The sequence below is a fragment of the Bradyrhizobium cytisi genome, assembly GCF_008123515.1.
Lineage (GTDB): Bacteria > Pseudomonadota > Alphaproteobacteria > Rhizobiales > Xanthobacteraceae > Bradyrhizobium > Bradyrhizobium cytisi.
In genome coordinates this window covers 32,879-48,207 of sequence record NZ_VSSR01000045.1, presented here as the reverse complement: position 1 = coordinate 48,207, position 15,329 = coordinate 32,879, and the positions used below count along the sequence as shown (strand labels likewise).

13 protein-coding genes are annotated in these 15,329 nt (G+C 64.2%); 8 read left to right on the top strand and 5 right to left on the bottom strand.

The features are described from left to right. Positions 1–232 precede the first annotated feature (232 nt). From ftsH to FXB38_RS43050, 3 genes are all read left to right on the top strand, one after another. A complete protein-coding gene (ftsH, locus tag FXB38_RS27115) occupies positions 233–2,155 on the top strand; it encodes an ATP-dependent zinc metalloprotease FtsH (protein ID WP_148753998.1) in 1,923 nt (640 codons plus the stop codon). 487 nt (positions 2,156–2,642) lie between these two features. After that, positions 2,643–4,142 (top strand): hypothetical protein, encoded by a 1,500-nt coding sequence (locus FXB38_RS27110; protein WP_148753997.1) that lies wholly within the window; start codon positions 2,643–2,645, stop codon positions 4,140–4,142. Between the two features lie 273 nt (positions 4,143–4,415). Then, complete coding sequence (locus FXB38_RS43050; protein WP_187435172.1) at positions 4,416–4,556, top strand: hypothetical protein; 141 nt, start codon at positions 4,416–4,418, stop codon at positions 4,554–4,556. Positions 4,557–4,596: 40 nt separating this feature from the next. On the opposite strand, the gene FXB38_RS27105 is transcribed toward FXB38_RS43050, so the two are convergent. Together FXB38_RS27105 and FXB38_RS27100 are read right to left on the bottom strand one after the other, a co-directional pair. Then, on the bottom strand, positions 4,597–6,078 hold the full coding sequence (locus FXB38_RS27105; RefSeq protein ID WP_148753996.1) for a hypothetical protein: 1,482 nt from the start codon (positions 6,076–6,078) through the stop codon (positions 4,597–4,599). Next, positions 6,075–7,565 (bottom strand): hypothetical protein, encoded by a 1,491-nt coding sequence (locus FXB38_RS27100; protein WP_148753995.1) that lies wholly within the window; start codon positions 7,563–7,565, stop codon positions 6,075–6,077. Before FXB38_RS27100 ends, FXB38_RS27105 begins: the two co-directional genes overlap by 4 nt. 301 nt (positions 7,566–7,866) lie before the next feature. Here FXB38_RS27100 and FXB38_RS27095 point away from each other — a divergent pair, with 301 nt between their 5' ends. Both FXB38_RS27095 and FXB38_RS27090 read left to right on the top strand, forming a co-directional pair. Beyond that, positions 7,867–8,031, top strand: a complete 165-nt coding sequence (locus FXB38_RS27095) for a Flp family type IVb pilin (protein WP_148753994.1) — start codon at positions 7,867–7,869, stop codon at positions 8,029–8,031. A gap of 168 nt (positions 8,032–8,199) precedes the next feature. After that, positions 8,200–9,429 (top strand): glycosyltransferase family 87 protein, encoded by a 1,230-nt coding sequence (locus FXB38_RS27090; protein WP_148753993.1) that lies wholly within the window; start codon positions 8,200–8,202, stop codon positions 9,427–9,429. Between the two features lie 40 nt (positions 9,430–9,469). Here the strand turns inward: FXB38_RS27090 and FXB38_RS27085 are convergent, their stop codons facing one another. Beyond that, positions 9,470–11,029 (bottom strand): glycosyltransferase 87 family protein, encoded by a 1,560-nt coding sequence (locus FXB38_RS27085; protein WP_187435171.1) that lies wholly within the window; start codon positions 11,027–11,029, stop codon positions 9,470–9,472. Positions 11,030–11,395: 366 nt separating this feature from the next. On the opposite strand from FXB38_RS27085, the gene FXB38_RS27080 reads away from it, so the two are divergent. Then, a complete protein-coding gene (locus FXB38_RS27080) occupies positions 11,396–12,076 on the top strand; it encodes a TetR/AcrR family transcriptional regulator (protein ID WP_148753991.1) in 681 nt (226 codons plus the stop codon). Between the two features lie 150 nt (positions 12,077–12,226). Here FXB38_RS27080 and pyk read toward each other — a convergent pair whose 3' ends face one another. After that, positions 12,227–13,663, bottom strand: a complete 1,437-nt coding sequence (pyk, locus tag FXB38_RS27075; protein WP_148753990.1) for a pyruvate kinase — start codon at positions 13,661–13,663, stop codon at positions 12,227–12,229. Continuing rightward, a complete protein-coding gene (locus tag FXB38_RS27070; protein WP_148753989.1) occupies positions 13,660–14,256 on the bottom strand; it encodes a DUF1036 domain-containing protein in 597 nt (198 codons plus the stop codon). The genes pyk and FXB38_RS27070 overlap by 4 nt, the downstream gene beginning before the upstream one ends. A 182-nt stretch (positions 14,257–14,438) precedes the next feature. Here FXB38_RS27070 and FXB38_RS27065 point away from each other — a divergent pair, with 182 nt between their 5' ends. Further along, positions 14,439–14,744, top strand: coding sequence for a DUF1244 domain-containing protein (locus FXB38_RS27065; RefSeq protein ID WP_148753988.1), 306 nt, complete (start codon positions 14,439–14,441; stop codon positions 14,742–14,744). A gap of 199 nt (positions 14,745–14,943) precedes the next feature. Beyond that, on the top strand, positions 14,944–15,216 hold the full coding sequence (locus FXB38_RS27060) for a DUF2312 domain-containing protein (RefSeq protein WP_007596286.1): 273 nt from the start codon (positions 14,944–14,946) through the stop codon (positions 15,214–15,216). Positions 15,217–15,329: the final 113 nt, after the last annotated feature.

Below are 15,329 nucleotides of genomic sequence, written 5' to 3'. Positions count from 1 at the left end.
TTCGACCGCCCGCCGTCAGGACACCTTAACCAGGCAGGAAAAACCCCGGCCTCGACGCCATTATTTCAGCGGGAATCGGCCTAAGATGGGATAAATAGTCCCATCTCGTTCCCTTGGCAGCGACGGGGGCGGCACCTAAATTGTATACGTCCAACCGAGAGGATTCCTTGGGGATTTTCTCTAGTCTGCCCAAGGATGAGGCCGCGATCCGCGCGACCACGAAGGAAGATCGATGAACGCCAATCTGCGCAATTTCGCCCTCTGGGTCATCATTGTTTTGCTGCTGTTGGCGTTGTTCACGCTCTTCCAGAATCCGGGCCAGCGGGCCTCCTCGCAGGACATCGCCTTCTCGCAGCTGTTGAGCGAGGTTGACCAGGGCCGAGTCCGCGACGTCGTGATCCAGGGTCCCGACATCCACGGCACCTTCACCAACGGCTCCAGCTTCCAGACCTATGCGCCGAACGACCCGACGCTGGTGAAGCGCCTGTACGACAGCAAGGTCCAGATCACCGCGAAGCCGCCCGGCGACAACGTGCCGTGGTTCGTCTCGCTGCTGGTCTCCTGGCTCCCGTTCATTGCGCTGATCGGCGTCTGGATCTTCCTGTCGCGGCAGATGCAGGGCGGCGCCGGCAAGGCGATGGGCTTTGGCAAGTCGCGTGCGAAGATGCTGACCGAGGCCCATGGCCGCGTCACCTTCGAGGACGTCGCCGGCGTCGATGAGGCCAAGCAGGACCTGCAGGAGATCGTCGAATTCCTGCGCGACCCCGGCAAATTCCAGCGCCTCGGCGGCCGCATTCCGCGCGGCGTGCTGCTGGTCGGCCCTCCCGGCACCGGCAAGACCCTGATCGCGCGCGCGGTCGCGGGCGAAGCCAACGTGCCATTCTTCACCATCTCCGGTTCTGACTTCGTCGAGATGTTCGTCGGCGTCGGCGCCAGCCGTGTCCGCGACATGTTCGAGCAGGCCAAGAAGAACGCGCCCTGCATCATCTTCATCGACGAAATCGACGCGGTCGGTCGTCACCGCGGCGCCGGTCTCGGCGGCGGCAATGACGAGCGCGAGCAGACGCTGAACCAGCTGCTGGTCGAGATGGACGGCTTCGAGGCGAACGAGGGCGTGATCCTGATCGCCGCGACCAACCGTCCCGACGTGCTCGATCCCGCGCTGCTGCGTCCGGGCCGCTTCGACCGCCAGGTCGTGGTGCCGAATCCCGACGTCGTCGGCCGCGAGCAGATCCTCAAGGTTCACGTCCGCAAGGTGCCGCTGGCGCCGGATATCAACCTCAAGACCATCGCGCGCGGCACACCCGGTTTCTCCGGCGCCGACCTGATGAACCTCGTCAACGAAGCCGCCCTCACCGCTGCGCGCCGCAACAAGCGCATGGTGACCCAGGCCGAGTTCGAGGAAGCCAAGGACAAGGTGATGATGGGCGCCGAGCGCAAGTCGCTCGTCATGACCGAGGAAGAGAAGCTGCTGACGGCCTATCACGAAGGCGGCCACGCCATCGTCGGCCTCAACGTGCCCGCGACCGATCCGATCCACAAGGCGACCATCATCCCGCGCGGCCGTGCACTCGGCATGGTCATGCAGCTCCCCGAGCGCGACAAGCTGTCGATGTCTTTGGAGCAGATGACCTCGCGCCTCGCCATCATGATGGGCGGCCGCGTCGCCGAAGAGCTGATCTTCGGCCGCGAGAAGGTCACGTCCGGTGCGGCCTCCGACATCGAGCAGGCCACCCGCCTTGCCCGCATGATGGTGACGCGCTGGGGCCTGTCGGAAGAGCTCGGCACCGTCTCCTATGGCGAGAACCAGGACGAGGTGTTCCTGGGCATGTCGGTGTCGCGGACGCAGAATGCCTCCGAGGCGACGGTCCAGAAGATCGACTCAGAGATCCGCCGCCTGGTCGAGGAAGGCTACAAGGAAGCGACCCGCATCCTCACCGAGAAGCACGGTGACCTCGAGGCGCTGGCCAAGGGCCTGCTCGAGTTCGAGACGCTGAGCGGCGATGAGATCATCGACCTGCTCAAGGGCAAGAAGCCGAACCGCGAGTCCGTGCTCGAGCCGGCCACGCCGCGCGCCTCCGCCGTGCCCCCGGCCGGCAAGCCGCGCCCGCGGCCCGATCCGGATCCCGGCCTGGAGCCGCAGCCGCAGGCCTGACGCAAGCGGCAGATCGAATTGAAAAACGCGGCGGAAACGCCGCGTTTTTTGTTGGGCGGGTCTCGTGCCCCGGACGCAGCGCAGCGCCTCTTTGACGGTGCGCTGCAGAGCCGGGGCCCATACCGCAGCGGTTCGCGTGGCCTTCTGGGTCCCGGCTCTGCGCAGCAACGCCAAGAGCGTTGCAGCGCGTCCGGGACACGCGAGGGACGCGCGCTGCTGATGAGCTCGAATAACTTGGTGCCGCCTCGTAGGGCGGGCAAAGGCGCGCTTGTGCCGTGCCCACCATCTCTCGGCATCGCGATAGAAGTGGTGGGCACGCTGTCGCTTTGCCCACCCTACGATGTCTCACTTCGCGGCCGCTCCCAGCCTTCCATCACTAACTTAGATCCCCGATTTGCGGGCTCATCACCTGAGGAACGATTGGTGTATTAACAAAATGTTTTACCTTAGATTGTAGTCCACAGAGGGTAACGGGATCGCCTGACATATGACGAGCGAACTGAGGAGCCGCTGGACCGATGCTGGAGCCTGCGCGCTCATCACAATCGCCATCTTTGCGATCGTCTACTACGTGAACGGAGGCGCGGCATTTCCGACAGACGATGCCTTCATCAACCTGCACAACGCTCAGGTTCTGCGTCTTGGCCGAGACCAGAATTATGAGGGAGTGCCGGCTCTTGTCGGGGCGACGAGCGGCGCGCATCTCGCACTGCTTCTGGTTTTCGAGCAACTGGTGCATCCCGATACTGCCGCGCTGTATGTGCTCAGCTCGCTCAGTGCGGTCACCTATGTGCTCGGCGTATTCTATATGTGCCTCAACATCGGATGTCCTCGGCTGGAAGCGGCGCTGATTGCCTTGGGCAGCCTCGTGTTCGCCGGTACGTTGTTTCAAGTCCTGAATGGGATGGACACCGGACTGGCAATGGCCGCGGTGGCGTGGGACATCAAACTGCTTACGGACAAAAGGCGCACCTTCTGGCTTCCGGCCCTATGCGGCGTCATGCCGTTTGTTCGGCCGGAACTCAGCTTGCTGTCGGCTGCGTCAATGCTCATCGTGTTCTGGGAAAAGGATGCTGCCAATGGCTTCAAAATTGCCGCCGCGGCGGTCGCAGCCCTGACTTCTCTGCCCTTCCTGCTCTGGTATTGGATCGATACCGGCTCATTGGTGCCCAACACCATCAGCGCGAAGATGTTCTTTTTCGCCGAACGCTACCTGGCTTGGTCGGACAAATCCTTGTTGATGCTTTCAGCAGTTTCTCAAGGCGCCCTGATGAGCTTTCCTCTCTTCCTGTGTCTCCGCTTCATGCGACCGGTTGCGGTTGGACGTATGCTTGCGCTCTTTGTTGCCGTCTTTCTTGGTGCCTATTTCTGGAGATTTCCGAGTGGCCTGGTGCACAATGGCGGACGCTATCTGTTTGTTCTGGCGCCGCTCGTACTGTTTGGCACTGCGTGTGGCCTCACCTCGGCGTTTCGCAAGCAAACGCTTTGCATGGTCGCGATTTCGATCTTGTTCCTGCCGCAGGGATTTGTGGCGCAACTCGAGGACTACAGAACCCATATCGTCGGCTTCCAGGAAAGCCTTGCCGATGTGGTGAGATGGATGAATGCAAATTTGCCGGATCGGCCAATGGTCATGGTTCACGACGCCGGCTACGTCGCCTACGCCGGTCATGCTGCGCTGGTCGATTTGGTGGGACTCAAGACGCCTGCCGCGATGGATTTTCACAAGCGAACGACTTACCCGAGCGTCGGTCTGCAACGATCCAGAGCGGTCGCAGAGATCGCGGAAGCATTCCAGCCGCAATATCTGCTGGTGCTACAGGATTGGGACGAGAGATTCCATTTCGTTGAGGGCCTTCGAGGTGTGGGCTGGACGGCGCGAGAGGTCTATGCGGGACATGCGCCGCCGAATACACCTGCAGCGCTCATCTATCACCTCTACGAGTTGAACCGGCCGCTCAGCGGGCTTGCAAGCCCAAGCTCATAGTGCGAGCAGTTCTGCGATTGGGCCTTCCGGCACCTCTAGCTGGTCGCGCGGCTTCATGACAGCTTGAATCAAAACGCGAAAACACAAACTGGGCAAATTCAGTCCGATAAGCGTCCGCCGAACGAACCTCAAAGGAGGCTTCAACCATACTCCCCGTAGAACAAATGCCGGCCACATCACGAACAGGGCATCGCGCGGGGCCAAAATTGCCTCGCGTTGGCCATAATCTCGCGCGTACATTCGCCCGATCTGGGCGATGGCAGGGCAGTTGTAATGGCGGCTCAGTCCCACAAGACCGCAGAACAGGAGTACGAGGAGCAGGTTCGCATCCTCATCCGCATCGTTTCAGCCTCCACCTTGGGGCTTCTCGCGTTCGCTGCGGGCCTGCTGATCGGGACCTTTCTGTTTTCGTGATCGAAGATGAATGACCGGCTCTCCTGGAGCTGCTGTGTCTTCACTTCGATGGCACAGCGGCTGCGCCTTCCGTATCGTCGCGCACATGGACAACCGCGATCTTGTCGCCATACACCCGCTTCCAGCCCTTGATGTGATCCAGAATCTGGGCCGCCGGCGAATCCGGCGTCAGCAGCGTTGCGTCGATCCCGTTGTCGTCGAGCATCCGCAGCAGGCCGGAGACGTTGCGGCCATCTTCGGCGGCGAAATAGTCCATCAGAAATTTTTCGCCATATAGCTCCGACCGTCCGTCGACGAAAGGCCTGATGTCGCGGACGATGAGGTAGCCGCCAAAACCATAGGAGTTGAAGATGCGCGCGGCCTTGCGCTCAGCCAGCAAATCGACTGCCGCAACCGGCGTCTGCGCCGTGGAGAATTCGAAGGTGTGACGCGCCGCAAAGGTCGCGGTCGCGCTTGCGGTCGCGAGCACGATGGCCACCGCGGCCAGCGCCGCCGGGGCGCCGGGAGCCATCCGCAAGCCGCGCGGTGCGTCCGACGCGGGCCTGATCCAGCCGCTCAGCGGCTGCGCCAGCACCAGAGGCACCAGCACGCCAAAGGTCTCGATGCTGCGGACATGCGCCAGCGCCATCCAGGTGGCGCCGAGGATCAGCAGCACGCGCGGCGGCGATAGGGTCAGGCCGCGTATGAGGCCGAGACCGAGCAGGCCGAGCAGCGCGCCCGCGAACGGGCTGAACGAGCTGAAATCGGCCGGACGCCATTCGGCGATGATGGAGAAGGATTTGCCGAGGCTGAGGATGCGGGCGGCACCGAGCAGCGTGTCGAGGCCATAGGGCGTGCAGCAGCTCGCCACCAGGGCGCCGAGCCCGAACGCGGCCAAGCGCATCGCAAGCGCCAGCCGGCGCGGCGGCGCCGCGCGCCAGAGCGCTTCGAGGCCGATTGCGCCAATCAAGGCGAGCCCGAGCACGAAGCCGCCATGAAGATTGGCCCACAGGACCATCAGCGGCAGCAGCAGGAAGGAGGGCGCGCGGCTGCGATCGGCCATAGCCATCAAGCCGCCGGTCCAGGCAACCATGACCGGCAATGCGAGCACGTGCGGGCGGGCCAGCAGATGCGGCGCGGCCAGCGTCATCGCCAGCAGGCAGAACACCAGCGCATAGGGCAGCTCGAGATGCCGCTGCAGGAAGGTCAGCAGCAATCCCATCGTCAGCGCGATCGCGGCCGCGGTCAGCACGACGGGCCCGGCCCATCCCCAATGCGAATAGGTGGCCGCGAACAAGACTTGCGACAGCCATGAGGTCGAGAGCCAGACATCACCCTGGCGCGTCAACGAATAGAGGTCGGTCCAGGGCACGGCGCGATGGTCGAGGATCCACGCGCCGACCTTGATCTGCCAGAGCGTGTCGGGATCGTGCAGCAGGCTGTCGCCGCTCACCAGCAACAGCAGAAAGGTCGCGGCCGTGACGCACAGCGGCGCCAGATTGCGCCGGGCTCGCGCGATCGGGAGGCTGGCCGCGATGGTCATGGCCTGGCCGGCGCGGCCGCATCGCCCACGCCATCCCGCACATGGATCACGGCGACGTTGTCGGCATAGAGCCGCTTCCAGCCCATGATATGATCGAGCACCTGGGCGGCCGGGCTGTCGGCGACCATCAGCGTGGCGTCGATCTTGTACTCTTCCAGCAGCCGCGTCAGGTTATCGAGCTTCTTGGCCTCGACTCCTTTGAAGAAGTCCATCACGAACTTCTCGCCATAAAGTTCGGCGCGGCCGTCGACGAAGACCGGGATGTCGCGGGAGATCAGATAGCCGCCGAACTGGTAGGCGTTGAAGATCCGCTGCGCCTTGCGTTGCTGCAGCAGGTCGACGGCGGCGACCGGAGTCTGGTCCATCGTGAAGGTGAAGCGGTGATGCGACATGTAGATCGAGGTCGTGGTCCAGGCCGCGGCCGCGATCATCAGCGCGCCGGTGATGGTGACGTAGCGCGCTGCCCAGCTCTCGCTGGTTTGCGCGTCAATCTGCGGCAGCGGCGATGTCTCACCGAGCGGCTTGGCCAGCACCAGCGGCACCAGGAAGGCAAAGGCCTCGATGCTCCTGACATGGGTGAGCCCCATCCAGGTGAAGAGCAGGATCAGCAGGATGCGCGGCGGCGACAGCGTGAGGCCGCGAAACAGGCCGATTGCGATGAGGCCGAGGATCGCGCCTTCGAAGGCGGAGAACGAGGCGAAATTCGCCGGCATCCATTCCGAGATGACCGACAGCAGCTCGCCGAGATTGAGGATGTTGGTCGCGCCCAGCAGCGTGCGCCAGCCATAGGGCGTGACGCAGGCAGCGAGCATCGCGGCGACGCCGAACAGGAACCAGCGCGCGAGCAGCCGTATCTGTTTGCCGGACTCGAGCGTCCAGATTGCTTCGATCGCCATCGGGCCGATCAGCGCGAGGCCGAGCACGAAGCCGCCATGCAGGTTGGCCCACAGCGACATCAGCGGCAGCCAGACCCAGGACGGCGTGACCTTGCGGTCGGCCGCATTCATGAGAATGCCGACCCACGCGATCATCACCGGCAGCGCCAGCATGTGCGGCCGCGCCAGGATGTGGTGCAGCGACAGCAGCACGGCCAGCATCGCGAACAGCACCGAGCGCGGAATTTCGAGATGCGCATCGAGGAGATAGACCAAGATCGCAGCCGACGCCGCAATCGCGACCGCGGTGAGGACCACCGGTCCGGCCCAGTCCCATTGCGCGTAGGAGGCCGCGAACAGGATTTGCGACAGCCAGGACGTCGAGATCCAGGGCTCGCCGGACCGCGTGAAGGAATAGAAGTCGGTATAGGGCAGGGTGTGGTGATCGAGGATCCACTGCCCAATCTTGATCTGCCAGAACGAGTCGGAGTCCTGAAGCAGCGTGTCGCCGATATAGAGGAAGAAGAGATAGGCGCCCGCGCCGACACACAGCGGCACCAGCGCCCGCGCGCGGCTCTGCACCGCAATGCTGTTGGTGAAGGATAGGGACATGCCGCCTCGTCTTGTTCTTGTCGGATTGACCGAGCGGGCGGCATTTGACCATGGCGGTCATAACTTCCCGTAAATCGGTGCAACTGGAGCGTTTGGCGCGGCTTTGTGTCCCGGCAATTTAACCGATTGTTTTCAATTTCGATTTACCATCGGCGAATACATACAAACGGTTCCGTATTTCCGCAGTCGAATTAACTGCGGCGCAAGTCTTTGCCCTTACGTTGGGTTCCATGGTCGGGCGGCGCTGGGAAGCCGAAAAGACCAGACCAGTTGAAGCCACGTGTATCCTTTGGAGCAGTCTATGAAGAACCTCATTTCGCGTTTCGTGAAAGACGAATCCGGCGCCACCGCCATCGAATACGGCCTGATCGCCGCCGGCATCGCGCTGGCGATCATCACCGTCGTCAACAACCTCGGCACCACGCTGAACGCCAAGTTCGGCTCGATCTCGTCCAGCCTCAAGTAAGCCGGACGATCAACGGAATAGCGAAGAGCCCCGTCATCGACGGGGCTCTTTTTGCGTGCCCGCAGCATCGGCGCGGGCATTCGACAATCAGGCTTAAGCCTCCTTCAAGCCCCTCGGGTGTATGGCTTGAACGCATCCGCGTTACCGTATTGCGTCAAAGGAAGCCGCATGGCCGAAGCCTCGTCCGCCCCGCCTGCTGTTGCTCGTCACGGCGTACTCCCTGCGACGCTCCTCAACATCTCCTTCGTGCTGGCGATTGTCACGCTGGCGTATTTTCCGACGGCCTATCTCACGCATGTGTGGATCTTCGGCGCGGACGGCCGCGGCATCCCGACGGACTTCGTCAATGTGTGGGCGGCCGGAAAACTGGCGCTCGAGGGCCATCCCGCGCAGGCCTGGGATTGGGACATCCAGAAGCAGGTTGAGCTGGCGCTGCTCAAGCAGGATTTTGTCGGCCATTTCGCCTGGCACTATCCACCGCCTTTCCTGTTCGTCGCCTCTCTCCTCGCGCAGTTTCCCTATGCGGTGGCTTTCATCGGCTGGGCCGCGTTCAGCATGGTGCCCTATCTCGCCGTCATGCGCGCCATCATCGGGCGCAACGCGGGCTTGGTGCTTGCGATTGGATTTCCCGCCGCCTTCATCAACATCCTGGTCGGGCAGAACGGTTTCCTCACGGCGTCCCTGATCGGCGGCATGCTTTATCTGCTGCCGACGCGGCCGGTGCTGGCTGGAATCTGCTTGGGCCTTCTGAGCTACAAACCCCAATACGGATTGCTGTTTCCACTGGTGCTGATCGCCGCCGCCGAATGGACGGTGCTTTTCACCGCCGCCATCGTCACCGTGACGATCGCGGGGGCATCCTGGCTCGCATTCGGGACCGAAAGCTGGCAGGCCTTCTTCCACTGGATTCCGATGTTCTCGCAGGCCTTCCTGACCGAAGGACGGGCACCCTGGTTCAAGATGCAGAGCATCTTCGCGCTGGTGCGCTATGTCGGCGGCACCGAGCAGCTCGGCTGGATCTTCCAGTGGGTGTTGACGGCCGCGGTTGCCGTCGTGCTGGTCGTGATGTGGCGGAGCAGGCTGCCCTACGCGCTGAAGGCGGCGATGCTCGCGGCGGCAACGCTGCTCACGACGCCCTATCTCTTCATGTATGATCTGGTTGCGCTGGGCATCGCGGTGGCCTTTCTCATCCGCGCCGGCCTCGATGAAGGTTTCGCGCGCCATGAGGTGATGGCCTTGGCCCTTGTGTTCGCGCTGCTTGCGACCTTCCTGTTTCTCGGGCAGCCGGTGGGCTTCCCGGCGATCCTCATCGTGTTCGGGCTGATCCTCGGCCGCTGCGCAGCCTGGCGGGCTGCCGAGGCTGCATCGATGCAGCTCGCGGCAACATCAACGAACTGAGAAGCCCGGGCAAGCTCCGATCGGGGTCTGCCGGGAGACGCTAACGCGAGGCCCGTTCAATCAGCGGGCAGCTTTCGAGGATCGTGCCGGGGCGGGCGCCCTCGATGGCGACACAGGGCCTACTGGCGTCGATGGCAAGCGCGTAGCGATCCAGCAGCGCGCTGCGGTCCGGTTCGCCGCGCATGTGCAATTCGCGGAGACCGCCGGGCAGGGGAGCCTTCAGCCCGGCGCGGATGCGCTGGTCAAAGATGCCGCCGGGGACGATGGGCACACCGATATCGGCGAGCAGGTAGAAGCGCGACTGCGGCGGAAGCTGCGGCGCGATATAGGCGAGCGGCTTGCCGAGGATAAAGTAGGTCGCGGGCTGATCGAGCTCGCCGGCGATCTTCGGCCGGTAGATCTCTGACCAGGGGCGGTGCCACCAATCCGCCGGCTGCGACCACAGTGCGATCCCTGCCGCAACCGTCAACATCAGCGCGTTCAGTGGAGCCGAGGACGTCGCGGGCCATGCCGGCCTCGCGCGCGTAGCGAGGCGCGCGAGCAGCAGAACGATGATCGGGCCGCACAACAATTCGAGAACGACCGCATAGCGCTGGATCGAGAACAGGCCGAGCCACGCCAGGTACGAGACTGTAAACAGCACCACCAGCTGCACGTCACGTCGTGTGAGGATCGCGCTGTCGCGCCTCATGCGCACAAACAGGCCGAGCACGAGCAGGACCGCCACGACCGCGAAGCGCGCGTCGCGGAACGGATGCTCCGCGCCTCTGTGGTCGCCTATCAGCCAGTAGAACGGATAGGCCAGTGCGTCGGACACGCTGTGCGGCATGAACTGCGCGTCCATCAGATTGACGGCCGCGACCTCGCCTGACTGGAAGACGGCATTGAACAGCGGAAAGATCGGATTGCCGGTATCGCGCCAGGCGATCAGGCACCATTCGCCGCCGGTGAGTGCCGCGCCGACAATACCGCCGAGCCCAAGCAGGATGGTCGCCCGAAGCGGACGGGCGGCGGCGAGCAGTGCTGCGGCTGCCCCGATCGCGTAGACGACATTGGTCAGCTTCAGCCCGACCGCGGCGCCGATCAGGAGCCCGGCCAGCAGATAGCGGACTGCGGGCCGGCGATCCGCAACCAGGATCAGAAGGAAACCGCCGATCACGGGCAATGCCAGCAGCACGTCGGAAAAGCTCGTGCCGACTTCCGAGAGCGTCATCGGACCCGAGGCCGCGATTGCGACAGCCGCCGCGATCGCAGCGAAGGTCGCGGTTCGTCCCAGCACCAGGCGTGCAAACAGCCAAATGAGCGCGAGGTTGAGGCCGTGAATTGCGCCGATGATCATCAGCCCATACGGCGACGGCAGATAGTGCCGAAGGTAATAGACGGGGAAATAGACGATCGGATTGAAGTAGGTTTGAAAGCCCGGCGGCACCGCATCGACGCCATAGCGGCCGTTGAGCACGGCCCAGACATTGTATTCGTGGTAGTTCTGCCAATCCCAGTTGACATCCTCGCCCATCGCGAAGGTGTAAATCGCGCCCGCCAGCATCGAGCAGACGACAACGGCGAGGGGTACAAGCGCCTTGCCGCGCAGGTTCGCCATCGATGATCGCAGCAAACCTCCGGCCGCCGGCATGGACATGGCTTCGGGCAAGTCAGCGGCGGTTGTCGTGCGTTGCAGCATCAAGGCGCCATGAGCTGATGGTCGCAGCCTCTTCCGAAAACGGGGCGTGACGCAGAAAGTACGCTGGTGGCGCGCATTGCCGATTCCGATGGACACCGTAGGACTAAGGGCGGCCAGTTAAAGTTGCATGAATCTGTGCCGGAAAGCGCGAAAACCGGCATCACGCATTTGCTTCTTGTCATCCCCCCTGAATAGTTGTTCAGTCCTTGCGGGGCGATTTGCAATTGCAGTGACGAAGCGTTCGGCCGCGGGCGTGCGGCAAGCGTGTGGGACAGGAAGCGCGCCATGGTCTATCGGCGAACGCATCAAGTGGTTAAGCGCCTTGCGGCTCGACGCAGCGCCATCCTGGCGGCGGCAAGGGAAGCCGCAGCCGAAGGGGGCATGGCGGCGGTGCAGATCGCACCGGTCGCGGTCCGGGCCAATGTCGCGGCCGGCACCGTCTATCGCTACTTCCCTTCCAAGGCCGAGCTGATCTCCGAATTGATCTCCGAGGTCTCCCGCGACGAGCTCGCGGCGATCCGGCGCGCGGCCGATGCCGCGCCTGGCCCGTCCTCCGCGCTGGCGGCGGCCGTGACTACGGTGGCCGTCCATACGCTGTCGCAGCGGCGCCTCGCCTGGGGCATCCTGGCCGAGCCTGTCGATGTCGATGTCAGCGCCTCCAGGCTTGCCAGCCGCCGTGAGATTGCCGGCGAGATCGCTGCCCGGATCGACGCTGCCGTGCGTGCAGGTCATCTGCCGGCGCAGGACACCGCGTTGGCCGCGACCGCGCTGCTGGGTGCGCTGCACGAGGCGCTGGTCGGGCCGCTCGCACCCGACAATCTCGAAGATCCCGTCAAGATGCGCGATGCGGTGCAGACCGTGACGCTGCTTGCGCTGCGCGCCGTCGGCGTCATGGACGCCCGCGCCCGCGGTCTGGTGGTGCAGCAGACGCTGCTGCCGACGGCCAAGGCGCTGGTCGGGGCCTGAAATGCCGGTGCGATCGGGGCTGCGACCTGATCGTACCCAAGCCATTGCCTGAGCACGCTTTTTCGAGAAACCCGAGCACGCCCGCCGGATCGGCCGGCTACTGTGCATGGGGTTGTTTTCGGCGTTTTTGTTGGTCCGGCGATGGCGGACCTAGATATCCGAATTGCCCTCGGGGCCGACCGAGGCGATGCGCACCATGTTGGTGGTGCCGGGAATGCCGAGCGGCACGCCGGCGACGATGATCACGCGCTGGCCGGCGCGGACGAAACCGTCGCGGAAGGCGATCTGGCCGGCGCGGCTCACCATGTCGTCCTGGTCGCGCGCGTCTTCCGCCACCACGCAGTGTACGCCCCACACGACCGCGAGCCGCCGTCCGGCCTGGATGTTCGGCGTGATCGCCACGACCGGCGGCTTCGGCCGCTCGCGGGCCACGCGCACCGCGGTCGAGCCCGAGCTGGTCCAGCAGATCAGGGCGGGCAGGTCCAGCGTCTCGGCGATCTGCCGTGCGGCATCGGCGATGGCGTCGCCGGCGGTGGATTCCGGTGCGGGGCGCTGGGCCGTCAACACGGAGCGGTAAATCGGGTCGCGCTCGACCTCCTCGCCGATGCGGTTCATGGTCGAGACCGCCTCAACCGGGAATTTGCCGGCCGCCGATTCCGCCGACAGCATGATGGCGTCGGCGCCCTCGTAGACCGCGGTGGCGACGTCGGAGACTTCGGCGCGGGTCGGCACCGGCGATTGGATCATCGATTCCAGCATCTGGGTCGCGATCACCACCGGCTTGCCGGCGCGACGCGCCATGCGCGTCATTTGCTTCTGGAGGCTCGGCACGCGCTCCAGCGGCAGCTCGACGCCGAGGTCGCCGCGCGCCACCATCAGCGCGTCGGAGGCCTCGATGATGTCGGCGAGGCGGTCGATCGCCTGCGGCTTCTCGATCTTGGCCATGACCGCGGCCCGGCCGCGGATCATCTTCTTGGCCTCGATCACGTCGTCGGCGCGCTGCACGAAGGAGAGCGCAATCCAGTCGACGCCGGTAACCAGCGCGGCCTCGAGGTCGGCGCGGTCCTTCGGCGTCATCGCCGAGACCGGCAGGTCCGTATCCGGAAGGCTGACGCCCTTGCGATCGGACATCTTGCCGCCGACCACGACGCGCGTCACCGCGTGCTCCTTCGTGGTCTCCTCTGCAATCAGACGTACCTTGCCGTCGTCGAGCAGCAGGGCATGGCCGGGCCGCAGCGCAGCAAGTATCTCCGGATGCGGGAGATTGACGCGGGTGGTATCGCCCGGGCTCTTGTCGGAATCCAGCGTGAAGATCTGGCCGTTCTGGAGCTGGACCGCGCCTTCCGCGAAGGCGCCAAGCCGGAGCTTCGGGCCCTGCAGGTCGACCAGGATGCCGATCGGGCGGCCGTAGCTGCTCTCGACATTGCGGATCGTCGCCACCAGCTCCCGCATCTTGTCATGCGGGGTGTGGCTCATATTGATGCGGAAAACGTCGGCGCCGGCCTCGAACAGGCGGCGGATCATCGCGAGGTCAGAAGAAGCGGGTCCGAGCGTAGCGAGAATCTTGATACGGCGAAGACGCCTCATGGCTTATTTCCAGACGGTGGTGAGGGGGCTGGCGGAAGGCCAGGCGCGGCGGGGGGCGTACCACCGGGCGGGCTATTGGGCAAACCTGGAACGCCGCCACCAGGGCCAACAGGGCCGGGCATCCCGGGGACACGTTGCTGGGCGGGCTGCTCGTTGGCATCGGTGAGCTGTACCGTCCAGGCCCGCTGCTCGCCGGTATCGACCTCGAAATAGCCGGTCCGGTCATAGCCGCGCGCCAGGCAGTCCTCGGTGCCGCGAATGGTGAATTCCTTGTCGCGCGAGCACATGAAGGCCTGCCCTGACCATTCGCCGCCGCGGTCATAGTCGATCGCGTAGATGTAATAGTAGCGGGCGACCAGCGTTCCCCGCAGCAGGGTCTCGCAGGAGCGGGACGAGATGTTCCACCAGCCTTCCGTGGTCCAGCCGTCGGCGTCCTTGTAGCCAAGCGCAATGCCGACCCGGCTCGAGGTGTTGTTGCAAAGCCGGAAATCGGCCGAGGCCGGGCTGGCCCAGAGGCACAGCAAAGCAACCGCCAGCGCCGGGACCAACCGGGCGAGCAGGCGAAGGGCGGAGCGGGGAGATTCGGCGATCATTGTCGCGGAACGTATACCAGATGATTGACGATTTGGCGTAGAGCCGGGGAACTGCCCCCTGGGCTGCTTCGAGGCCGTTTGCGCCGCGATATGGCAAAATCTGTGACGGGACCCCACCTGATCCCGTAAAGGGTGACCACCATCAAGATCAGAGCCAAGAGAAAGGCCAAGGGGATCCAGCCATGGCAATCGACGACAAAACCAGAACGGAGCTCGAGGCGGCCGCTTTCCGGCGCCTGGTCGACCATCTGAAGACGCGGACGGACGTCCAGAACATCGATCTGATGAATCTCGCCGGCTTCTGCCGCAACTGCCTGTCCAACTGGCTCAAGGACGCTGCCGACGCCCAGGGCGTAAGCTTAAGCAAGGACGAGAGCCGCGAGGCCGTCTACGGCATGCCCTACGAGGCCTGGAAGGCGAAGCATCAGGGCACGGCCAGCCCTGAGCAGCTCGAGGCGATGAAGAAGGTCCATCCCCACAGCCGCTGAGCGGACTGTCCGGGGCCCGCGGCTTGAGTCGCACCACACAACAGCTTTCTTCGCTTCCCCGCAGGAAGGTGTGGGCGCGCTGTGGACGAGCGCGATGCTCGCTTGAACGCAATCGGCGCCAACCCTAAGGGTCTCACCAGCACGCGCGGTGAGGATGCCGGCGTCACCTCGTTTTGCCAGTTCCATTGGGAGTACCAAGATGGCCACCTCCGCCGCCGTCCGCGACGACGAGCCCGCGACGAAATTTGCCAAGGACCAGCTCAAATCCATCATCGAGCGCATCGAGCGGCTGGAGGAAGAGAAGAAGGCGATCTCCGACGACATCCGCGACGTCTTCGCCGAAGCCAAGGGCAACGGCTACGACGTCAAGGCGCTGCGCACCATCGTACGCATGCGCAAGCAGGACCCGAACGAGCGCGCAGAGGCCGAGACGATTCTCGAGACCTATATGCAGGCGCTTGGGATGATCTGAGGCGATCAGGCCGCCGCGTCGGCGGTAGGATACCTCGTCCCGCTGCGATTTGCAGCGCACCCAGCTTGGGCAAAATCCGCTCGTCTGCTAGAGTGCTCGGTGAAGGGACCGAG